Origin of the sequence: Acinetobacter sp. ANC 3903 (assembly GCF_002135315.1) — a bacterium.
In the GTDB taxonomy this organism is placed as follows: domain Bacteria; phylum Pseudomonadota; class Gammaproteobacteria; order Pseudomonadales; family Moraxellaceae; genus Acinetobacter.
Genome location: NZ_NEGA01000017.1, coordinates 1 through 21,930 on the forward strand (window position 1 = coordinate 1; position 21,930 = coordinate 21,930).

At 42.2% G+C, this 21,930-nt stretch carries 18 protein-coding genes and 1 pseudogene; 7 read left to right on the top strand and 12 right to left on the bottom strand.

Going from position 1 to position 21,930, the window contains the following annotated elements:
- The 4 genes and pseudogenes from B9T29_RS12920 to trmB all read left to right on the top strand — a co-directional run.
- A pseudogene (locus B9T29_RS12920) lies at positions 1-256 on the top strand (IS982 family transposase); the annotation flags it as partial.
- 36 nt (positions 257-292) lie between these two features.
- Positions 293-637: a sensor histidine kinase gene (locus tag B9T29_RS12925; protein WP_086176309.1), complete on the top strand. Its 345-nt coding sequence runs from the start codon at positions 293-295 to the stop codon at positions 635-637.
- Between the two features lie 240 nt (positions 638-877).
- Positions 878-1,306, top strand: a complete 429-nt coding sequence (locus B9T29_RS12930) for an EamA family transporter (protein WP_086176310.1) — start codon at positions 878-880, stop codon at positions 1,304-1,306.
- Positions 1,307-1,556: 250 nt separating this feature from the next.
- A complete protein-coding gene (gene trmB, locus B9T29_RS12935) occupies positions 1,557-2,273 on the top strand; it encodes a tRNA (guanosine(46)-N7)-methyltransferase TrmB (RefSeq protein ID WP_086176311.1) in 717 nt (238 codons plus the stop codon).
- Between the two features lie 66 nt (positions 2,274-2,339).
- On the opposite strand, the gene B9T29_RS12940 is transcribed toward trmB, so the two are convergent.
- The 9 genes from B9T29_RS12940 to B9T29_RS12980 all read right to left on the bottom strand — a co-directional run bounded on the left by B9T29_RS12940 (position 2,340) and on the right by B9T29_RS12980 (position 12,226).
- Positions 2,340-3,800 carry a coniferyl aldehyde dehydrogenase gene (locus B9T29_RS12940; RefSeq protein ID WP_228146615.1) on the bottom strand — a complete coding sequence of 487 codons (1,461 nt, stop codon included), beginning with the start codon at positions 3,798-3,800 and terminating at the stop codon, positions 2,340-2,342.
- Between the two features lie 75 nt (positions 3,801-3,875).
- Positions 3,876-5,489, bottom strand: a complete 1,614-nt coding sequence (locus B9T29_RS12945) for a GMC family oxidoreductase (RefSeq protein WP_086176312.1) — start codon at positions 5,487-5,489, stop codon at positions 3,876-3,878.
- Positions 5,490-5,634: 145 nt separating this feature from the next.
- Positions 5,635-6,306 carry a class I SAM-dependent methyltransferase gene (locus B9T29_RS12950; RefSeq protein ID WP_086176313.1) on the bottom strand — a complete coding sequence of 224 codons (672 nt, stop codon included), beginning with the start codon at positions 6,304-6,306 and terminating at the stop codon, positions 5,635-5,637.
- A gap of 47 nt (positions 6,307-6,353) precedes the next feature.
- Positions 6,354-7,136: a Rossmann-like and DUF2520 domain-containing protein gene (locus B9T29_RS12955; protein WP_086176314.1), complete on the bottom strand. Its 783-nt coding sequence runs from the start codon at positions 7,134-7,136 to the stop codon at positions 6,354-6,356.
- Positions 7,137-7,277: 141 nt separating this feature from the next.
- Entirely contained in the window at positions 7,278-8,765 is a 1,488-nt protein-coding gene (locus tag B9T29_RS12960; protein WP_086176315.1) for an OmpA family protein, read from the bottom strand.
- 161 nt (positions 8,766-8,926) lie between these two features.
- Entirely contained in the window at positions 8,927-10,162 is a 1,236-nt protein-coding gene (locus B9T29_RS12965) for a dihydroorotase (RefSeq protein WP_086176316.1), read from the bottom strand.
- A gap of 9 nt (positions 10,163-10,171) precedes the next feature.
- Positions 10,172-11,188 carry an aspartate carbamoyltransferase catalytic subunit gene (locus B9T29_RS12970; RefSeq protein WP_086176317.1) on the bottom strand — a complete coding sequence of 339 codons (1,017 nt, stop codon included), beginning with the start codon at positions 11,186-11,188 and terminating at the stop codon, positions 10,172-10,174.
- A gap of 223 nt (positions 11,189-11,411) precedes the next feature.
- The gene (locus B9T29_RS12975; protein ID WP_086176318.1) at positions 11,412-11,750 is read right to left on the bottom strand and encodes a hypothetical protein; all 339 of its coding nucleotides are present in this window, start codon (positions 11,748-11,750) and stop codon (positions 11,412-11,414) included.
- 155 nt (positions 11,751-11,905) lie between these two features.
- Complete coding sequence (locus tag B9T29_RS12980; RefSeq protein WP_086176319.1) at positions 11,906-12,226, bottom strand: hypothetical protein; 321 nt, start codon at positions 12,224-12,226, stop codon at positions 11,906-11,908.
- A 234-nt stretch (positions 12,227-12,460) separates the two neighbouring features.
- On the opposite strand from B9T29_RS12980, the gene rlmKL reads away from it, so the two are divergent.
- Positions 12,461-14,668, top strand: a complete 2,208-nt coding sequence (rlmKL, locus tag B9T29_RS12985; RefSeq protein ID WP_086176320.1) for a bifunctional 23S rRNA (guanine(2069)-N(7))-methyltransferase RlmK/23S rRNA (guanine(2445)-N(2))-methyltransferase RlmL — start codon at positions 12,461-12,463, stop codon at positions 14,666-14,668.
- Positions 14,669-14,730: 62 nt separating this feature from the next.
- Here the strand turns inward: rlmKL and B9T29_RS12990 are convergent, their stop codons facing one another.
- The 3 genes from B9T29_RS12990 to B9T29_RS13000 form a co-directional block, all read right to left on the bottom strand.
- The gene (locus tag B9T29_RS12990) at positions 14,731-16,008 is read right to left on the bottom strand and encodes a DUF945 family protein (RefSeq protein WP_086176321.1); all 1,278 of its coding nucleotides are present in this window, start codon (positions 16,006-16,008) and stop codon (positions 14,731-14,733) included.
- Between the two features lie 219 nt (positions 16,009-16,227).
- The gene (clpB, locus tag B9T29_RS12995; RefSeq protein ID WP_086176322.1) at positions 16,228-18,810 is read right to left on the bottom strand and encodes an ATP-dependent chaperone ClpB; all 2,583 of its coding nucleotides are present in this window, start codon (positions 18,808-18,810) and stop codon (positions 16,228-16,230) included.
- A 489-nt stretch (positions 18,811-19,299) separates the two neighbouring features.
- Positions 19,300-19,722: an OsmC family protein gene (locus tag B9T29_RS13000; protein WP_086176323.1), complete on the bottom strand. Its 423-nt coding sequence runs from the start codon at positions 19,720-19,722 to the stop codon at positions 19,300-19,302.
- Between the two features lie 147 nt (positions 19,723-19,869).
- Between B9T29_RS13000 and crp the strand changes: the two genes are divergently transcribed.
- Both crp and B9T29_RS13010 read left to right on the top strand, forming a co-directional pair.
- Entirely contained in the window at positions 19,870-20,577 is a 708-nt protein-coding gene (gene crp, locus B9T29_RS13005; protein WP_086176324.1) for a cAMP-activated global transcriptional regulator CRP, read from the top strand.
- 188 nt (positions 20,578-20,765) lie between these two features.
- Positions 20,766-21,815, top strand: a complete 1,050-nt coding sequence (locus tag B9T29_RS13010; RefSeq protein ID WP_086176325.1) for an NADP(H)-dependent aldo-keto reductase — start codon at positions 20,766-20,768, stop codon at positions 21,813-21,815.
- Positions 21,816-21,930 lie beyond the last annotated feature (115 nt).

The following is a 21,930-nucleotide window of genomic DNA, read 5'->3' on the forward strand; positions in this document are numbered from 1 at the left end:
ACAAGGTACTGATTTAATTACCTATCACCGAAAGAATATGAAATCTGTGCAACTCTCAATATCAGATGAATATCACTTAAAGCAGCGTAATAAAATAGAGACTTTATTCAGCCTGTTAAAAGGGAAATATCATTTGGTGACGAGTAAAGCGAGAAGCATTGAAGGATACTTAGCTGGAATTTATGCATCTTTATGTGCTTACCCGTTATGCCATCAAAACAAGCCAGTTATTCGAGTAATGGAATTATCGGCTTAAGCAGGATTCAGGTTATTCTATTCAACACTAGAAGTCATGGTTTCTTTATCTGAGTCCGATCATCAACTGATATTACAAATTCAGGATAATGGCATCAGTTTTGACCCGGCAACGGTTGAGCAAGGCCTGCACGTTGGTCTTCATAGTATGTGCACCCGAATTTCCCGTATTGGCGGTGAATTTAAAATTGATTCGGAACCTGGTCACACAACAATCCAGGTGGTTCTCCCCTTAACGGAAAGCAAGCAGATGACAGCCATGGATAGCGTATGCTTACTGCATGAATCAATGCATCATTACAGTATGTCAGCTCTGATTTTCTTTAGCCGTTCAGATAAATCCAGTTTTTTGATTTTCAACAAAACCTGTCAAAAGTTGTGATTGATCTGTGTAATGTCTATATATGGGCTATAGCCTTCGTGCATATGCTAAACCATGTGGTACTGCAATTTTAAAGCTCAGCATATTGAGGTTGCCGGTTTAAATGAAGCAAGCCAGACTTATTGATTGCTATAATCCGCTGTAACTTTGAATTAAAATAAGCATGAGATTATCGCGGCTATCGTTTCTATCTCCCTCTTACGATAGCCAGCTAAAACTAAAAAAATCATAGGCAGCTATATGAATACGAATCACTGGTTGATGTGGGCGATATTATCGGCTTGCTTCGCAGCCTTAACCGCTATTTTTGCTAAAGTCGGTTTGCGCCAGGTAGATTCTGACCTCGCCACATTAATTCGTACCGTGATTATTGTCTTGGTATTAAGTTTAATGGTGTGGGGATTAGGCAAATGGCAGAATCCCTTATTGCTTTCAGGCAAAACCTGGTTGTTTTTGACTTTGTCGGCTTTAGCGACCGGTGCATCATGGCTGTGCTACTTTCGAGCGCTACAACTGGGGCAAGCATCGCAAGTCGCACCGATTGATAAGTTCAGCGTAGTTCTGGTGACGGTATTTGCTGTTATTTTTTTAGGTGAGCGGCCAAGCGTGCAGGAATATCTGGGTATTGTCCTGATTGCTGTTGGCGTACTCACCATTGCTTTAAAATAAGGTATTTTCTGACCCGCGTCGCTTCCATATTTTCTAAGCCAATATTTTACAAAACACACATTACTCTTAATTAAGTCAAAATATCCTTCCACAGCAGAAATTCTTACAGATTGGTACTTCTTACAATAAATAAGGGCACAACAGCTACAAGACACTACTGTCTTTGTTGCATCTTAAAAATGAAAAAGTTTGACTTGTCAGGCTCAGGACTTAAAATACCGCATTCGAATTTTTTACATTTGCCAAAGTTATGTCGAACGATCAATTAGACCAGCAAGTCGTAGAGCTGGACAACTTGAATGAACATCGTGAAATTGTCACTTTTATGCGTCGTTCATCTCCGCTGAATACCTCTCAACGTACTGCGCTTGAACAATATGGTCACCTAATTTTGGAATATCCGGTGGGTGACTTACGTCAGCAGTTTGAGCACCCTGAACGTCCACTCACCGTTGAAATTGGTTTTGGTATGGGTCGCTCTCTGGTACTCATGGCAAAAGCCAACCCTGAGCGTAACTATGTCGGTATTGAAGTACACGTACCCGGTATTGCGCAATGTGTGTATGAAGCCGGTATGGCGGGTCTAACCAACTTACGCTTGCTTGATGCTGATGCCATTCAGGTACTTCGCGAAATGCCAGATAACAGCATTAATGCCGTACAGCTGTATTTCCCTGATCCTTGGCAAAAGAAACGCCATTTCAAACGTCGCTTTGTATCACACGATCGTATGCCACTGGTTGAACAAAAACTGGAAATGGGCGGTACTTTCCACTCGGCGACCGATTGGGAACCGTATGCTGAATGGATGCTCGACGTTTTAGACAATCGTCCAAAGCTTGAAAATATGGCAGGCAAAGGCAACAGCTACCCTCGCCCGGACTGGCGTCCGCAAACCAAATTTGAGCGTCGTGGCTTAGAGGAAGGTCATAAAATTAATGACTTCCTGTTTAAAAAAATTGGCTGATTTCGCCTAGACTAGAAATATTACAACCAAAAAAAGCGCTCAACTGAGCGCTTTTTTATTGGGTCATTAGCGTATAAATAAGCAATAAATCAGCTGTTGAATCCACGTTCTATAAGGTGGATAAATCAATTTCATCAAGCTGAATTTTGGCCGAACAAAAACCGACTTGGCATGACTAAAGGTCTTAAAGCCTTCATGACCATGATAATGCCCCATGCCTGAAGCGCCAATGCCGCCAAATGGCATATCTTCCATTCCGGCGGTCATGAGGGTTTCATTCAAACAGACACCGCCACTATGGGTTTCATGCAGCACTTTCTGCTGTTCAGCCTTGTTATAGCCAAAGTAATACAAAGCCAACGGACGCTCACGTGCATTGATATACTCAATCGCTTCATCTATATGCTCATAGCAGACTATCGGCAAAATAGGCCCAAAGATTTCATTCTGCATCAATTGCATATCGTCATTTACATCTGTAACGATTGCATGTGGCATGCGTCTGCCATCCGCTTCCGGCTCAATCTGGATCAACTGTGCGCCTTTCTGCTGTGCATCCAGTAAATAATGCTGTAAACGCGCGAACTGACGCTCATTGACGATGGCGGTGTAATCTGGATTGGCATGAATGCTGTCCGGATAAAACTGCTGAATCACGTCAAAATAGGCTTTGATGAATTCATCCTGCTGACTGCGATGCACCAAGGCATAATCCGGCGCCACACAGGTTTGACCTGCATTCATGGTTTTGCCAAAAGCGATACGGCGCGCGCTTTCTTTTAAGTCTGCATCCTGAGCCACAATGACTGGAGATTTGCCGCCCAGCTCTAACGTGACTGGAGTCAAATGCTCAGCTGCCGCATGCAGTACATGTGATGCAATTGAAGTTGCACCGGTAAACAGCAAGTGATCGAATGGCAGTCGGGTGAACTCTTGTGCGATTTGTGCATCTCCTGTAATGACATTGACATGACTTTGTGCAAAGTTTTCAGCAATCAGCTTTTTAAACAGTACAGAAAACGCAGGCGTGTACTCGCTCATTTTCAGTATCACGTTATTTCCTGCTGCCAAAGCCTGTGCCAATGGCCCGATTGCTAAAAACAAAGGATAGTTCCACGGTACAATTACGCCGATAACCCCTAAAGGCTGATACATGACATAGCCGCTGGCGGGCTGGAACAGAATGCCGACTTCCCGCTTGCTCGGCTTCATCCATTTTTTTAAATGCTTCAGACTGTGCTTGATGCCATTCAAGCTGGTCATCACTTCAAACAGACGGGTTTCATCGGCACTGCGGTTTGAAAAATCACGACTGATGGCTTCAGCAATTTCATCCTGATGCTGTGCGACCATTTGATATAGGGTTTGCAAATGCTGCTTGCGTTGTTCAAAACTAGGATAAGTCTGTGCCTTAAATGCCTGCTTCTGCAGTTCAAAGACCTGCTGTAACTGCCCTTCTGCTGTGTCAGAATCTTCTACCCCAAACTCATCGAGGCTTTCAAAAAGCTGATGCTGTTCCATCGCCATAATCTTTTTTCCTATTTTTCTTGTTTTACAACATAGATGAAACTTAAGCTGATGTCAGTACAATGTCTTGTCTATTCAAGCCACATACTGCGAAAGCGCATTTTGACGGATCAAATCAGCCGCTTTTTCCGCAATCATGATTGCCGGCGCATTAGTATTGCCATTCACAACAGTCGGCATAATGGATGCATCCACCACACGTAAATTCTGTATGCCGTAAACCCGTAATTGCGGGTCAACCACCGCCATATCATCTACACCCATTTTACAACTGCCAACTGGATGATAAACCGTGTCTGTTCGCTCACGCAAAATCTGGCGAATATCATCATCGGTTTTGACATGCTCGGTAAACAGGTCACGTTTATAAATTTCAGATAATGAAGGCGAATGCATCAGTTTTCGCGTGAGCTTAAAGCCTTGCACCAGGTCTTCCAAATCCTGTTCATCTGCCAAAAAGTTAGGATCAATTTTTAATGGATCAGAAATCTTGTTGCCGCTGAGCTGAACCGAACCGCGGCTGCGTGGATTTAACAGGCAAACGTGACAGGAAACCCCATGGCTGGCATGAAATTTACGAGCATGATCGTCGACCAGCGCCACCACAAAATGCAGCTGCAAATTTGGAATAGAGAGTGATGGATGGCTTTTTAAAAAACCGCCACATTCGGCAAAGTTTGAAGCAATCATGCCACGGCGTTCTTTCCGATAACGCCCTACCTGCTTAAATATATCCAGCGAACCTGGGATGGATATGCCAAAAGTCCCCTGAATATCCTTAACGCTATAGCCAAAAATAAAGTCGGGATGATCATGAAAATTTTTACCTACACCGGGTAAATGATGCTGCACTTCAATCTGATACGCTTTCAGCTCAGCCTGATCCCCAATGCCAGACAGCATCAAAATTTGCGGTGACTGGATTGCGCCAGCGCTGAGCAATATCTCTTTGCGGGCACGTAGCTGCTTGATTTGCCCGGCATGCTGCACTTCTACGCCTATAGCCGTTTTCTGTTCAATCAGAATCTTCTGCGTCAGCGCCTGGGTCAAAACCATCAGATTTGGCCGCTGTAAATGTGGATATAAATAGGCACGGGCTGCGCTGCAACGCTCTCCATTGACATGGGTGACCTGATAAACGCCTAGCCCTTCCTGTTCCGCGCCATTAAAGTCATCCAGTATTTTGTAGCCTTGTTCCTTCGCAGCAGCTATATAGCGCTGATGCAGCGGATTGTCGGTGCGTACATCAGAAACTGAAAGCGGCCCTGAATTGCCATGATATTCATTCTGCAGGCGTTCATTATTTTCGGATTTGATAAAATACGGCAATACCTCTTGATAAGACCATCCTGTATTGCCTAAAGAAGCCCAATGATCATAGTCTGCCTGATTACCACGTATATAAATCATGGCATTGATATTGGAAGAACCACCCAGACCTTTGCCGCGAGGCTGATAGCCTTTGCGCCCATTCAGCCCTGCCTGCGGTACAGTTTCAAAAGCCCAGTTATTAATTTTGCTTGGTAAACTGACTACAGCTGCGGCAGGAATATTCACGGTCCAATTTTCCCCATTGCCCCCTGCCTCCAAAAGGCATACCGAAATGTTTGGATCTTCAGTTAAACGGCTGGCTAAAACACTGCCGGCACTGCCTCCACCAATGATGATGTAATCGAATTCCTGTTGCATCGTTCTTGTTCCTTAACATTATTTTTATTTATTCGTTTTATCGTGTCTTTTAATAGCATAGAACTGGATGCAACAGCAGTATCTTCCATCCAAATTAAATAAATATATAAATGTGCAGCAATTCCATAACCATGACCACAGCTTTTTAAACTTGAGCAATGAAGCCCTGATAGCAGAGAATTTGGGTAAAGCGTTCTACCGAATCAAAACCACAACCTTTAAGCTGTTCAAATGTTTCCTGTTCCGAGAGTGAATAAAAATCATCGTCTAAACGATCCACCATTGCCGCAGCCTGCGAAGTGGTTAAGCCGTTTGCCTCACATAGATATTTGAGCGCTTGCAACTCCTGATCGGACTTGATTCTGGTCAAGTCAAAAGTTATGAAGATTCCTTGAGATTTTAAACGCGAAGAAATGGCTTTAAAGAATTGGGGCTTATCTGCATAGTCCACAAAATGCGTAACCAGAATAGAAAGTGCCGCATCATAAGATTGGCCTGTTTTTAACTGATCCAGATTGCCCAATACAAACTCCACCCGATGCGATGCATTTAAAGCATGGATATGATGTTTGGCTTTATCCAGCATGGTTTCCGACAACTCGGTTGCAGTAAAGGTCCAGTCAGGGAATGATTGGACCAGATGCCCCAGCTCATAGCCTGTTCCACAACCGACAATCAGCACATGTGCATATTCATCTACATGCGTTTTTAATAAAGCCCTGATCTGTTGATGTACAACTTCATAGCCGGGAATTAATTTACGGATATGTTCATCATAGCCATCCACAACATACTGGCTTTTAAAATCCTTGGCCATACGCCTCTCCTTTTGCAATATATGAGCTAAATCTATTTAAGTTTAAGTCACGCTTTAGCCTGATGCGATTGCAGAATCTGTTGACTCATCAGGTTATATACATTTTTCAAATCTTCCCGATCAACATCATCTAACATCTGCTGATGCATATTCAAGATATTTTGATCCCCTCGCATTGCAGGTCCTGTTTGCACCTGTTTAGGGTCATGCTGTACAGCTTTATGGGCTGTTTCCAAAATCAACGGATAAAGCAGTGAGAAATCGACCTGCTTGGCATCGACAATCTGTTTCGCCATGTCATAACAATAATTGCTAAAATTACAGGCAAACACTGCAGCAAGATGCAGACTTAAACGCTGTGCCGATGTATAGGCATAGACCCGTGAACTTAGGCTATTTGCTAACTGGGTCAATCGCTCCAGATCATGCGGCTGAGTAGCTTCCACAAACAAGGGGGTTGCCTGCCAATCCACCTCACGCTCCAAACTAAAAGTCTGTAAAGGATAAAACACCCCGGCACGTGTATGAACCCCTGCCAGAACTTGAATATCGGTACTACCCGAGGTATGTACAATCAAAACATCTGCCAATTGTGCATGCGCCTGTTGAATGACCTCAGCAATGGCCTGATCACTGACTGCAATAATCACCAAATCCACATCCGGTTCAAGTTCTGCAATATTGGTCGTAGCCCTTGCAGATATCTGAGCAGCCAAAGTCTGGGCATGTTCTAAAGAGCGGCTATAAATCTGTACAATTTGATGATTTTGGCTTAGAACAACAGCAAGATGATGAGCCACCCGCCCCGCACCAATAAAACTAATTCGCATAGCAAGTTCACGTTTTACAATTCAGCATAAGCATGCCAATAAAAAAAGGACGAATCAATTCGTCCTTTTATTTAATTGCTATTCAACAAGTATTATTAAGCCTACTGTTTTTAAATAGGAGCTATTTCTTAGTTCACTCCCTTACTGTTTATTTACACCCTGCTCATCCACTTCACGCACCACGCCTGTTTCGGTATTTAACACTTCAAACTCAATCCGGCGATTTTTAAACTGGCCTTCTGCTGTAGCATTGTCGGCAATCGGCTGTTCCGAACCATAGCCCACTGCTTGTAACTGAGCCGGATCTACGCCTTGTTTGACAAGGTAATCCACAATGGCTTGAGCACGTTTTTGTGACAATACCTTATTTTTTTCAGCACTCCCTACAGCATCTGTATGTCCTTTAACGGTTAAATGTATTTGCGGTGCCCGCTTAATCAGCGCAGCAGCCTGATCTAAAATCGATTTATTGGCATCAGGAATCTCTGTACTGGCTGTCGCAAAATTAATAATTTGCAAATTCAATGCCGTGGCAATATCAAGTGCGCGAATCTGATCAGGCTTAATTTCTGCCAAGGCTTTTTCTGCATTGCTATTGCCTGTAGTAATCGCCGTATTGGTATCTACAGCTGCTGATGCACTCTCCATTCCAGCCGGAGTCAGTACAGTCATGTTTTTTACCAAGGGACGAATTTTAGCTGCAAGCTGTTCAGCATCAGCCGGATTAGCAGTCTGAATAGAGAGCTGATCTCCCATCCAGGTTAATGAAGCATTTGGCACACCTTTAACCATTTTCAATACACTTGGAATGACATCCTGATCGATAAATTCCGAGTGATAACGCGCATTATTTTCTACGCCGCAACCGATAGGATGATTAAAAATCTGTTTAATTTCATTTTGCAGAATATCAATGTAATTTGCATTGCCAGAATAGAGCTGACAGCTGGTTAAATCCCCGGTAGCACCTGTACTAATTTGCAATTTAGCAGGCTCGCTACTTGTAGTCGTGGCAGGTATTCCACTGGCTGTAGCGGTTTCCTGCTTATCTGAACACGACTTAAAAATAAATGCCAATAGTGCAGCTAAAATAAGGAAAACAATCAAGGGAATTAAAAAACCTGATTTCCTTTTTTCCTCGGGTACCCGATAAGGATCAACTGGGGGAGCTTGATGTAAAGTTTGCCCTGATGCAGTATTTATCCCCAAAGCACTGAGTAGTGCGGGAGCCCAATGCGGCAAGGCACTCGTTACTGCAGGCCATTGGGTTTCAATCAGATGTATGATCGCACTGGGCTCGGAAGATCCAGCCTCATCTTCCAGTACGCCCAAGGTGGGTGCTATAGCACGATTGAGAGTTGATTCGATTGTTTCGGTCGGCACCGTGCCGGAAATCTGTTGCAAAAACTCCTGCTTTAAAGTGGGGTTAATGTTGAAGATATCACCCAGTCGCGGATTTAATTGATGCTGTAAATTGGTAATAAGATCGGGTTTAGATTTTAAGATAGCTAATAGAATAGGCAAAAAACTGCTGAGTGCCTGATTTTTTTCACTTAGATGGGTAGTTTCTCCCTCCAGAACCATTGCAGATACTTTCTGCTTTAATAAATCTATCAAATTCATGTTCATTCTTTATTCCTCTTATTCTCTTTTTAGCCGCTTTTTTTAGTCTATTAGCTCATTTTTTAAACAGTGTAATAAATTGTATTATTTGAATACTATTATTTTTGAACAATAAAAAAGCCAGCCGAAGCTGACTTTTTAAAATTTACAAAAAAGAATTACGTCATTTAAACCGCGAAAGTTTTTACTACTTTACCCACCACTTTTTGGTTAATCAGTGGGGTATTTTTACCTTGAGAGATAATGCTCTCTTTGCTGACTGTCCACTCAAGTTCAGGATCGACCAACGCCCAACCAGCTTCTTCAGTCCAGCGTTCCAACAGATTGGCTACTTTTGCCGGGGTAACAGTCACTTTTTCCACCCACTCCAAAGGCTCAAACAAACCTTCATTAATCAGTTGAATGCCAAAAGGTACAAATGTATCAAATGCTGTAAAACCTGGTTGAGTTTCAGCAAATGGCGCCATTTTTGCAGAACTGCTCAGCGGTTCATGGTGAGTGGTAATTGCATCAATGATGCCATCTTTCACACCTTGACGCAGCAAGTTCTTGTCTTGCTCGGAACGTAAAGGCGGACGTACATGTGCAAGTGAATTGAAACCATCAATCAGCTGATCGGTCAGATGTAACTGGTGCATAGCCACATCACAAGTTACTGGCAAACCTTTTTCTTTGGCGATACGAATCAGTTCTACTGAAGCACCGCAAGACAACAAGCCGAAGTGAGCACGGACTTTAGTCGCTTCAATCATCAACAAATATTTGGCAATCGCAATGGTTTCTGCCAAGGCTGGAATCATCGGCAAGCCCTGACGTGAAGCGATAAAGCCTTCATGTACACAACCATCTTTGGCAATTTGTGGTTCTTCTGCGTAGAACACCACGGTCATGTTTAGACCTGCCGCATATTCCAGGGTACGAATCACCACATCGTCGTCGGCAAATGGTGCATTGGCATTGGAAACCGCAGTACAGCCACCTTTTTTCAGGCCAGCCATATTGGCAGGTTGATTACCTTTCAGACCTTGAGTTTGTGCACCAATGACTTGCAAATAAATGCCGCCATCTAGCATAGCTTTTTCAACCAGGCCGTGGATTAAGGCACCATTATCTTGCACAATCGGTTTTGAGTCGGGCGGGGTAAAAACATGCAAAATACCGTTTTCACGTGCCGCCTTCCCTTCAGATTTTAATGTCCCATGTTGTTGCTGACCCGGTTCACGCAAACGGGCACACAAGTCTACCATGGTGGGCATTAACCATTTGCCTTGCCCGTCAATCGTTTCAGTCACGTTGGCAGTTTCAGCAACCAGCTTGCCATTTTCAAGATAAACCGTTTGTACGCTGTCGGTTTTTTTGATTGGGTCTAAGACACGGACATTTTCAATTTTTACAATACTCATGACTTTCCCTTATCCCGCAATCGCTTCTAACAAACCTTTTTCCTGCAACTGACCTTGCATTGCCAGTGCCAACACCGCCATACGAACCGCAATACCATTGGTCACCTGATTTAAAATCACCGACTGTGTTCCATCGGCAATGCTGGAATCGATTTCTACACCACGGTTCATTGGACCAGGATGCATCACGATGCAATCCGGTTTAGCCAAAGCCAGACGCTCTTTATTCAAGCCGTACATTTTGTAGAATTCAGCTTGGGAAGAGAGTGCTGGGGAATCAATACGTTCGTTTTGAATACGCAGGGTGATGATCACATCACAATCTTTAATGCCATCTTCCATGTTGTTAAATAGACGAACATCTTCACCGTATTCAGCAAAACCATAAGGCAGCAAAGTATTCGGTGCAATCACACGGATATCTTTACAGCCTAAGGTTTGCAATGCCGCAACATCAGAACGCGCAACGCGAGAGTGTTTGATATCGCCAATAATGGCAATGCTGATATCTTCAAAATTCTTTTTGGTTTCACGGCGAATGGTCAGCATATCCAGCATGGCTTGAGTCGGATGTGCATGACGACCATCGCCGGCATTAATAATGGCGACATTGGGACAGACATCTTTGGCAATAAAATGCGGCGCACCTGAAGATGAATGACGTACCACAAAAATGTCCGTTGCCATCGCTTCCAGGTTCCAGAGCGTGTCGCGAAGCGTTTCACCTTTGGAGGTACTTGAACGGGCAATATCAATGTTCAACACATTGGCGGAAAGACGCTTTGCAGCTGCCTCAAAAGTGGTACGGGTACGGGTAGAGTTTTCAAAAAACAGGTTCATTACCGTACGGCCTTCAAGCAGGTTATTGGTAATCAGCTGATTTTGGTCATTAAAAAAGGACTGCGCAGTGTCCAATATTTTTGTGAGGGTTTCTTTAGAAAGGCCTTCGATGGTGAGGAAGTGTTTTAAGTTACCATCTTGGTTGAGTTGAATCTGGCTCGGAGTATGCAATGCCGCCAAGTGCATAAGAGATTCCTTATACGTTAAGTCAACGTATTATACAGAGTTTAATCGATTTAAATAGTTCAGCTTGATCTTACTTGTCTAAAAAGCAGCTCGGTATTTGAAATAAAAAATATAATTCCTATTTAATTTCTCAATAACATAATTTAACCATTTAATAATTTATCCATCTGATTTTAAAAATAAAAACAGGTAACTCAGCCTGATTCCGAGTTACCCTAGGCAACTAACGTAGAGCCCCAATGTAACGGTTTGCCCCTTGTGCACGCTCTATATCTTCTTGAGTGGGTTCAACCGAAATTAAGTCTTCATGCTGCGTGAACTGAATTTCATTTATCGGCTCTTCATCAGTTTTTAGTCCCAGCCCTTTAGTCAAACGTTCAACCAGGCGAAGTAATTCAGGGTCTTGTGTCTGTTTCGCCATTGCCATCACATGCTCGGCATATTCGACGTTCTCTGTAAGATAGCTTGCATCAATCACGCGCCCTGATACCCGTCTTAACCGTGCATAAATGAGAGTTGCCACTGAAAAAACTTCATTTGTAATGATTACACTTTCTGACATTTGTAATTCCCATCTCTAAAAAAGAAAGCGAGGCATCAAGCACTCTCCTTGATCAAGCTGCCTCACTGGGCTATGTAGCAATATCTGTACCAATATAAAAAAAGCTCATATGATTTAACATATGAGCTCTCTTAAAATTATGTTTTTATTCTATTTTAGAATAGGCTAAAACTTACATGACCTTCGTCAAGAGCTTTTTTATTGGTGTTATTTTCCTTCGAAAGAAGAATCTGTTGGTCTTCTGCATTTATAAGCTCATGATCTTCTTGCAAGTCTAAAAGAGCTCGCAGACGTTCCACATAGCCCGCAAGCTCTGGATCTTTTGTCTCAAGTGCAAGTGTGACCACATAATGTGCATAGGAACGATCCTGCATTAAATACATGACATCAATAACCCGGCTGTTCACTTTCCTTAAGCGTGCATACAACAATGTCGCAACTGAAAAAATATCATCCTTTTTTGCTGTAATATTCATACTTTACCCTACATAAAATCCATTGATTAAATTTTAAAATTCATTTTTAAGCCCAGTGTAATTTTACATATCCCCTGAATTTTTAATTGGCTTTTTATTCCAACATTTAGAGCTTTTTATAATTAATACACTGACCTAAGTTGCTTGAAGTTTTCAAAATATAAAAATTTTTCGGCACTAAAATAAGTTAAACTTATACAAGTTTTTATTTTATTTTTTCGGTCTCTCTATTTTATGAATACCTCTTCACGTTTAAGCAATTACTGGGTCACCTGTGCAGATGGACTTGAAACCTTACTCCGCGAGGAAATTGAAGGTTTAGGTGTTCAAAATATTGAACAGTTACCGGGTCGTTTGATTTTCAAAGGTACATTGGCAGATGCATACCGTGTTTGCATGTGGTCACGTTTAGCTTCACGTGTTTTAACCCCTATTCATGTTCATGAACTTGAATTTACCCATGACGCACGTGATGTGGCAGAAGAGCTCTATGAAGGTGCAATCAACTTTGACTGGTCGCTCATTTTCGCACCACAAAGTACATTTGCTATTCGTTTACATGTAGAACGTGAAATTAAGGTCAATACCCAATTCGCAACTTTACGGGTAAAAGATGGTGTGGTGGATTCCTTTATGGAAGCGGTGGGCAAACGTCCAAGCATCGACATCAAACAGCCAGAAATTACGCTATATGTGCTTGCTGGCAAAACTGCGCATACTTATTGTCTGGACTTATCCGGTGATTCTTTACATAAACGTGGCTATCGTCATTACATGACCGATGCGCCGATTAAAGAAAACCTCGCAGCAGCCATTCTGCAAAAAGCCCAATTAAAACAACGTAATCCCGATATTATTCTGGATCCAATGTGTGGTTCAGGGACTTTTATCATTGAATCACTGATGATGCTGACGGATCGTGCGCCAGGTCTGGTTCGCCGTTTTGGCTTCAATGGCTGGAATGGACATGACCATGAATTATGGATGTCGATTAAAGCTGAAGCAGCAGAACGTTATAAAGCAGCTTTAGAGCAGCCTTTACCGCAATTCTACGCTTATGATGCCGACTGGGAAGCTGTTAAAGCCACCAAACAGAATATTATTGCTGCAGGCTTTGAAGCATTGCTTGACCATATCAAAATTGAAGAGCGTACGCTGGCGGATTGGCCGGATTTCAAGGCTGAAGGAAAAACTTCATTTATTGTGACTAACCCGCCTTATGGTGAGCGTTTAGGTGATAAAGCCTCTAACCGTGCATTATATTTAGGTTTATCTGCCCTGTTGCAAAAGAATTTTCCAAATCAATATGCAGCCGTGATTGCTGCACAGGTTGAACAGGCCGATGTACTGGCCTTTAATGAGCCACAAATTCTACGTTTGATGAATGGTAAACTGCCTATTTACGTGCGTTTCGGCATCATCAAACCTGCAGCTGTGTCAGAACCATTTTTAGCACATTGGCAGCCACAGCAGTTCGAGCCAATTGAAGGTGCACAGGACTTTACCAACCGTTTGCAAAAGAACATGCAAAACCTGAAAAAATGGGCAGTGAAAGAAAATATCTACTGCTTGCGTTTATACGATGCCGACTTGCCAGATTTTAATGTTGCGGTGGATTTATACGGCGATCGCTTGCATGTACAAGAATATGCGCCACCAAAAACCATTGATCCGGAAAAAGCCAAAAAGCGTTTTAATCTCGCGTTGCAGGCCATTCGTTCGGTGACCGGTTTGGGACGTGATGCGATCTTTATTAAGACACGTGCCCGTCAGGAAGGTAAAAGCCAGTACACCAAACAAAGCACCGCCTCTAAACGCTTTATTGTGCAAGAAGGCAAAGCCAAGATTTTAGTCAACCTGACAGACTATCTGGATACTGGCCTGTTCCTTGACCATCGTCAAATGCGTTTACGTATTGCGGCTGAAGCCAAAGGCAAGCACTTCCTGAATTTATACAGTTACACCTCAACTGCGAGTTTACATGCCGCTTTAGGTGGTGCTGCAAGTACTACCAGTGTCGATTTATCCAATACCTACTTAAACTGGTCTAAAGAAAACTTTGTCTTGAATGGTTTGACTGTGGATCATGCCGATGAACAGCACCAGTTCTTTGCCAGCGACTGTTTTGAATGGTTGAAAGAAGGCCATGAACAATATGACCTGATCTTTATCGATCCGCCAACTTTCTCCAATTCGAAAAAGTTTTATGGCACATTCGATGTGCAACGTGACCACCTGTCACTCCTTAAACGTGCCATGAACCGCTTAACCACGGAAGGTACTTTGTACTTCTCCAACAACTATCGTGGTTTTGAGATGGATGAGGAAATTCTGGCATTCTTTGATGTTCAGGAAATTACCAATGAAACCATTGGCCCGGACTTTAAACGTAATACCAAAATTCACCGTGCCTGGAAAATTCAACATCCACAAAATGGCTAATATATTTTAGATACTGCACTAAAAAAAGGCTGCCTATCTGGCAGCCTTTTTTTTTACATATATTAATTTAAAAATTTCTTTTCACCGTATTTATATTCAATACCGATTTTTAAGATATCGCCCTCGCGTTTAGCTTGCAGAGACTGCTGCATACCATTCAGCATTTGCTCAAGTTCCTGGTCAGATAAGGTTTTACCGCCCTGTTGCAGATAGTTTTTCATGATCGTTTTCATGATTTTTTTGTCATATTCAACATTGGCCTGATATTCGACCAGATTCGGTGCCATTTTAACCAAACTTTCAAAAGAGGATTGATGCCCCGGCATGACCTTTCCTGTCAGGCTGGCTTTGGCATAACCCTCACCTACCTTAATTTGATTATTCTGCGATTCAAAAGCAAAACCGTCATTTACAATCGCCAGGAAACTGCTTACCACATCCTGATTGAGTTCTTCTTTTGCTATACATGCTGCACTACTTTTTTCCAATAAATCAAAAAAATTCTGCACTTTTTGTCGATTAAGAGCCGCCAGCTTAAAGTTAATTTCAAAATCATGAAAACTAGGGGTTTTATACATGGTCATTTCATCAATTTTGACCTGAGTATCAAAAGCAACCTTGTTTTTATCGAGCTGAGTATTTACCCGCAAAGCAAAGCCTTTTAATTCACCACTGCCAAACTGCTGTACATTTCGGTCCGTACGCTGAATTGAAGCAATATTTAAGCGAGTTTCCCCCTCATTCAGGGCCGTGTTTAAACCCTGATTGGTCTCAAACCCTAAATCGCGTATCTGCATCTGACCCAATTTATCATTCACAGTCATATTCGGAATTTGAAACTTTACATTCAACACATCGAATCGATCATCTTTTGATTTGGCAAGCATTGTAAAAGTCATAGGATCAATGCGGGTTTGTATCTCTGCCTCATTTTTCTCATACACAGGAGTGACGAGTGAAGTACGCATTTTTCCCAACCAATCAATTTTGGTTTGAGCGGTTAAAGGCTGTTTCATTAATGCCTGAAAGACCCCATTGCCTTGCTTTAAATGAATGAGTGATTCAATGTGATAACCATTCCAACTGCGTTTAATGGCATCAGTTCCGCTCAGGATTAAAACATCTTTAGGTTTGCAGGGATCAAGAGTGAATTCGGCCGTCCAGTCGGCAGAACCCTGCATAGCGCCCATATTAAAATTTTTATACTGAATCGACATGAAATTTGATTTTTTATACTGCTGATAATAGGAAGTTAAACTTTTGTCTGCATATAAATTCCCTCCTATGACCGCTGTTACCAATCCCACAATGCTTCCCACACCCCAGGTTAATTTTGACATAGTATGTGCTCTAGATTTATGTGTTTTTATTAAATAAAAGTATAAGTAAATTTTTTAATAAAAGATAATTATTTTTTAAAATTAATAACTTATAAACATAAAGAACCAAAAAACCTTAAAAATTATGTCAATTTTTTACCTAAAATTTCACTTTTTCGACTGAAATTGTCAGGCATAAAAAAACCCGGCCGGAGCCAGGTTTTTTCTATTTACAGCAAATTAACTTAATTTCATTTTTTCAAATTCAAGATGACCATTTTCCGCTTTTACGAAAATAGTATCTCCTGGCAGAAAATCACCACTCAGGATTTTTTGCGCCAATGTATTTTCTACTTGTTGCTGGATAGCACGCTTTAATGGACGAGCACCATACACAGGGTCAAAACCGGCATCAATCAACTGATCAAATGCAGTATCATCCACTGAAAGTCGCATATCTTTTTCGCTTAAACGTGCACGTAAACGATCTAGCTGAATATCGGCAATACCACGAATTTGGGCTTTTTTCAGTGAATGGAATACCACCAACTCATCAATACGGTTAATGAATTCCGGACGGAAGTGTTGAGATACCGCGCTCATCACCACCGTACGAACCTCATCATCAGTTGCGTGTTCACCCAGTTCACGTACATCCTGTGAACCGAGGTTTGAAGTCAACACAATAACCGTATTTTTGAAGTCCACCACACGACCCTGTGAGTCGGTCAAACGGCCATCATCCAGCACTTGCAGCAAGATATTAAATACATCTGGATGGGCTTTCTCGACCTCGTCGAACAGCACCACACTATAAGGTTTACGGCGTACTGCTTCAGTCAAAATACCGCCTTCTTCATAACCCACGTATCCCGGAGGTGCACCCACCAGACGGCTGACGGAATGTTTCTCCATGAACTCGCTCATATCGATACGTACCATGGCATCATCACTGTCGAACAGGAAATTAGCCAATGCTTTGGTCAATTCAGTTTTACCCACCCCGGTAGGACCCAAGAACAGGAATGAGCCACTAGGACGGTTTGGGTCAGACAAGCCTGCACGTGAGCGACGCACTGCATTCGATACAGCCACTACGGCTTCATCTTGCCCCACGACACGGTTATGCAAGAATTCTTCCATATTTAGCAGTTTCTCGCGTTCACCTTGCAGCATTTTAGCGACAGGGATACCGGTTGCAGCACTGACCACTTCAGCAATTTCATTTTCAGTGACTTTGGTACGAATCAGTTTAGGCTCTTCGTTATTTTCTTCAGCCACTTCTTCTGCATCCAGACGTTTTTGCAGCTCGGGAATGACGCCATATTGCAAACGGCTGGCTTCAGCCAAGTCACCTTCACGTTGGGCTTTTTCAAAAGCGGTACGAGCTTTGTCCAATTCGGTTTGAGCCTGACTGGTACCTTGAACCAAGGCTTTTTCGGCACGCCACACTTCTTCCAGATCGTTATATTCACGCTGAACTTCTTCAATCTGTTTTTCCAGATGGGTCACTTCAGCCTTACTCACTGAATCGGCATCCTGTTTGACTGCTTCCAGTTGCATTTTCAGCTGAATCAAACGGCGGTCCAAACGGTCGAGTGGCTCAGGTTTTGAGTCAATTTCCATTTTGATCCGCGAAGCTGCTTCATCAATCAGGTCAATGGCCTTATCCGGCAATTGACGATCGGTAATATAACGATGCGACATCTTCGCAGCCGCAATAATGGCCGAATCCAGAATTTGCACCCCATGATGGGTGGCGTACTTTTCTTTCAAGCCACGCAAAATCGCAATGGTATCTTCAACGCTGGGTTCATCCACCAATACTTTCTGGAAACGGCGTTCCAGTGCTGCATCTTTTTCAATATATTGACGATATTCATCCAGTGTTGTTGCACCGACACAGCGCAGCTCACCACGAGCTAATGCAGGTTTCAACATGTTGCCGGCGTCCATGGCACCATCGCCTTTACCTGCACCCACCAGTGTATGCAATTCATCAATGAACAGAATGATTTGCCCTTCATATTTGGCCAAATCTTTGAGCACTGCTTTTAAACGCTCTTCAAACTCACCACGATATTTTGCACCAGCAAGCAATGAGCCCAAGTCCAAAGATAGCACCCGTTTACCTTTCAAACCTTCCGGCACTTCATTATTAACAATACGCTGTGCCAAGCCTTCTACAATCGCAGTTTTACCCACCCCTGGCTCACCAATCAGAACCGGGTTGTTTTTGGTACGGCGTGACAACACCTGAATGGTACGACGGATTTCTTCATCGCGGCCTATCACAGGATCGAGCTTGCCATTCAGGGCACGTTCAGTTAAATCAATGGTGTATTTATTGAGTGAATCACGTTGATCTTCGTGGGTATTACTCATGACTTGTTCGCCGCCTCGAATATTTTCAATTGCTTTGCGTAAGCCTTCAGTGGTTAGGCCTACATTATTTAATAAAGTTTTGGTTGCCCCGGTTTCCGCTAAGGCTAACAGCACCCAATCGGTAGACAGAAACTCATCCCCAGCTTTTTGTGCATAGCTGTCCGCCAGATTTAATGCACGTACTGCTTCGGGATTTAGGTTAATGTCTCCAGTAGGATTGGCAATGGTCGGTGCATCTTGAAGCGCTTGCTGCAATTTAGTTTGAAGATCACGCAGATTTGCCCCGGCTTGTTGTAACAAGCTGATATTGGCCGGTTCTTCTAAGAGCACCGATAAAATATGAATACCTGATATTGCGGTATGGTCTTTACCCATGGCCAAGGACTGAGCATCTGATAAAGCTTGCTGCAAGCGGTTTGTAAATTTTTCAAAACGCATTCTTATTTTCCTCACAACAAATTTTGTACTTGGATAATAGATGGGAATGGTTTGATATTTTTCAATAAAATTTCTTAAAAAATATTTTAATTTTCAACAACTAATATAATTAAGTTAAAAAAGTAAACCTTAATTATAATATGGGTATTCGGGCTATTTTTTTCAAGTCAATTTCACGACTTATCTATAAAATTCTATTCAACATATATTCTAGACATGATTAGTGGGGGTGTGGATTCAGGAGAAAAAATCTTGAGATGTATTTTGGCTAGATGCGTACTGCTTAAAAATGAGATCAGATGACAATTAAATGTTAAGGATAAAAATCTAGATGCGAAATTGAAATCAAATAGAATCCGGACAATAAAATCAGGTAAATTTTTAATCCAGACAAGAATTAAGTCTGAACTTCTTTATATTCAACAATATGAGTTTTGTATGTTTGATTAAAAATGGCAATTCACCAATGAATTGCCATCTAGATTTTTATTATGCTGTTTCAATAATTTCAAAATCGTGGGTAATTTCTACCCCACCGTCTGATAGCATTTTGCTTGCAGAACAGTATTTTTCAGCTGAAAGTTCAACTGCTTTAGCGACCTGTTTTTCTTTCACGGCTTTACCGGTCACCACAAAGTGTAAATGGATTTTGGTAAATACCGCAGGAATGCTGTCAGCACGCTCAGCTTTTAACTGACATACAACATCCGTCACATCCTGGCGAGATTTCTTTAAAATAGTCACAATATCAAAGGAAGCACAGCCACCAAGTCCCATTAATATCAACTCCATGGGACGTGGTCCACGGTTTTCACCACCGTAGGCCTCCGCACCATCCATCACAATTTTGTGACCACTTTCCGATTTTGCTTCAAAAGCAACATTCTCTAGCCAATGAACGCTTGTTTGCATTGCAACTACCTGAAAAAAACTATAAATTTACGATGTACCTGTACACTAACATAAATTGAGTTGATAAGGAATTTCAGCTCTTCTATGTGACAAGTTCATTTTAGGTCTTGTGCGATCTATTAATTATCCATATTCGGAACCGTTAGCATGACTTCAAACTTTTCACAACTTAGCACTGATGCGCTGTCTCCTGGTCAACTCCCGGAGTCAGTAAAAGCATTATTAAAACGTGCATATATAAATCGTTATCCAAAACGCACTGCAATTGTAGATGCAGGCTCAGAATCAAAATCGCTTTATTTGATTTTAAAAGGTTCAGTTTCCATTATTTTACGTGAAGATGATGAGCGTGAAATTGTGGTTGCTTATTTGAATGCTGGGGACTTTTTTGGGGAAATGGGCCTATTTGAAGCAAATCCACAACGTACCGCAGAAGTACGCACACGTGACGTATGTGAGATTGCTGAAATTACCTATGAAAACTTCCACGAATTAAGCAAGCAATATCCAGATCTGAGCTATGCTGTATTTGCCCAACTGGTTCGTCGCTTAAAAAATACGACACGCAAAGTGACTGACCTGGCATTTATTGACGTATCGGGTCGTATTGCGCGTTGTCTGATCGATCTTTCTTCTCAACCAGAAGCCATGATTTTACCAAATGGGCGTCAAATCCGTATTACCCGTCAAGAAATTGGCCGTATTGTAGGATGCTCGCGTGAAATGGTCGGTCGTGTTTTAAAAACACTAGAAGAACAAGGCATGATCCAGACCGATGGTAAAGCCATCCTGATTTTCGATGTTGCAACTGCGGATGCCGAAACATCTTTAGATGAGCTCGATGACGAAGAATAAGTTTTATGCTATACAAGATAAAAGCAAATCTTAGGATTTGCTTTTTTTTATGGCTGCATTTTTAGACTGGTCTTTTTTAAATTTTATGACAAGGTTAATACTATTGATGATTTAACTCTGCGAAAAAAATAAGTTAGCCTTATGAGCTATTTTAAAACCTCATGATAAAAAATTAAGGATGGATCTGCATGCAACTCAAACCTTTAGCAAACACCGGGATTCTGGTTCCTGAAATTTGTTTGGGCACCATGACCTTTGGTGAACAAAATACCCAAGCAGAGGCTTTCCAACAACTTGAATATGCTTTAGATCAGGGTTTGTTTTTTTGGGATACTGCAGAAATGTATCCCGTGCCACCAAAACCTGAAACCCAGGGTGCAACTGAGACCATACTAGGGAACTGGATTACACAGCGCGGCCAACGTGAAAAACTGTTTATTGCATCAAAAATTGCTGGCCCTTCACAAGGTGGCAGTCACATTCGTGACGGGAAAACGCGCTTTACCGCGCCGGAGATTGCTTCTGCTATTGATGGTTCCTTAAAACGCCTGCAAAGCGATTATATCGACCTGTATCAACTACATTGGCCCCAACGTCCAGCCAACTTCTTTGGCAAACTGGGTTATAGTAATGCTGAAGCCCAAAATGAGCAGGAAGTTACCGCGTTAGAAGAAACCCTGACTGCGCTGAGTGATGAAATTAAAAAAGGACGTATTCGTTCTATTGGGCTGTCTAATGAAACTCCATGGGGCACTTTAAAGTTTTTACATCTGGCAGAAAAATTAGGCCTGGAAAAATTTGTCAGTGTGCAAAACCCGTATAGCCTGCTCAACCGGACTTATGAAATTGGCATGTCTGAAATTGCTCACTATGAGAATGTCGGACTACTGGCTTACTCGCCTCTAGCTTTCGGTTATTTAACAGGTAAATTCCGTCATGGCGCTCGCCCGGCAAATGCACGCGTGACTTTATTCTCACGTTTTAGCCGTTATAGCAATCTACAAAGTGAATGGGCAACCGAACAGTATGCCCAACTTGCAGAACAGCATGGCTTAACCCTGACTCAACTGGCATTGGCATTTATTAAGCAGCAGTTCTTTGTCACCAGTACTATTATTGGGGCAACCAATCTGGATCAGCTTAAAGAAAATATCCAGGCCTTTGATATTGATTTATCGGCAGAAGTTTTACAGGGTATTGAAGATATTCACCGTAAACAACCTAATCCAGCTCCATAGATATTTCGCCGCAACTCATTAAGGTGAAGCACTGCTTCACCTGCGGAAAATAATTTATATTTTTTAAAATCAAAAACTTTGCATTAAAAAAGGATGCTTAGTGCATCCTTTTTTA

Bases quoted from the DNA above. Each gene is read 5' to 3' on its own strand.
- B9T29_RS12975 (WP_086176318.1), bottom strand. From the start codon at position 11,750: ATGTCAGAAAGTGTAATCATTACAAATGAAGTTTTTTCAGTGGCAACT.
- B9T29_RS13010 (WP_086176325.1), top strand. From the start codon at position 20,766: ATGCAACTCAAACCTTTAGCAAACACCGGGATTCTGGTTCCTGAAATT.
- B9T29_RS12980 (WP_086176319.1), bottom strand. From the start codon at position 12,226: ATGAATATTACAGCAAAAAAGGATGATATTTTTTCAGTTGCGACATTG.
- B9T29_RS12990 (WP_086176321.1), bottom strand. From the start codon at position 16,008: ATGTCAAAATTAACCTGGGGTGTGGGAAGCATTGTGGGATTGGTAACA.
- B9T29_RS12940 (WP_228146615.1), bottom strand. From the start codon at position 3,800: ATGGCGATGGAACAGCATCAGCTTTTTGAAAGCCTCGATGAGTTTGGG.
- crp (WP_086176324.1), top strand. From the start codon at position 19,870: ATGACTTCAAACTTTTCACAACTTAGCACTGATGCGCTGTCTCCTGGT.
- trmB (WP_086176311.1), top strand. From the start codon at position 1,557: ATGTCGAACGATCAATTAGACCAGCAAGTCGTAGAGCTGGACAACTTG.
- B9T29_RS12960 (WP_086176315.1), bottom strand. From the start codon at position 8,765: ATGAACATGAATTTGATAGATTTATTAAAGCAGAAAGTATCTGCAATG.
- clpB (WP_086176322.1), bottom strand. From the start codon at position 18,810: ATGCGTTTTGAAAAATTTACAAACCGCTTGCAGCAAGCTTTATCAGAT.
- rlmKL (WP_086176320.1), top strand. From the start codon at position 12,461: ATGAATACCTCTTCACGTTTAAGCAATTACTGGGTCACCTGTGCAGAT.
- B9T29_RS12955 (WP_086176314.1), bottom strand. From the start codon at position 7,136: ATGCGAATTAGTTTTATTGGTGCGGGGCGGGTGGCTCATCATCTTGCT.
- B9T29_RS12965 (WP_086176316.1), bottom strand. From the start codon at position 10,162: ATGAGTATTGTAAAAATTGAAAATGTCCGTGTCTTAGACCCAATCAAA.
- B9T29_RS13000 (WP_086176323.1), bottom strand. From the start codon at position 19,722: ATGCAAACAAGCGTTCATTGGCTAGAGAATGTTGCTTTTGAAGCAAAA.
- B9T29_RS12925 (WP_086176309.1), top strand. From the start codon at position 293: ATGGTTTCTTTATCTGAGTCCGATCATCAACTGATATTACAAATTCAG.
- B9T29_RS12950 (WP_086176313.1), bottom strand. From the start codon at position 6,306: ATGGCCAAGGATTTTAAAAGCCAGTATGTTGTGGATGGCTATGATGAA.
- B9T29_RS12945 (WP_086176312.1), bottom strand. From the start codon at position 5,489: ATGCAACAGGAATTCGATTACATCATCATTGGTGGAGGCAGTGCCGGC.
- B9T29_RS12970 (WP_086176317.1), bottom strand. From the start codon at position 11,188: ATGCACTTGGCGGCATTGCATACTCCGAGCCAGATTCAACTCAACCAA.
- B9T29_RS12930 (WP_086176310.1), top strand. From the start codon at position 878: ATGAATACGAATCACTGGTTGATGTGGGCGATATTATCGGCTTGCTTC.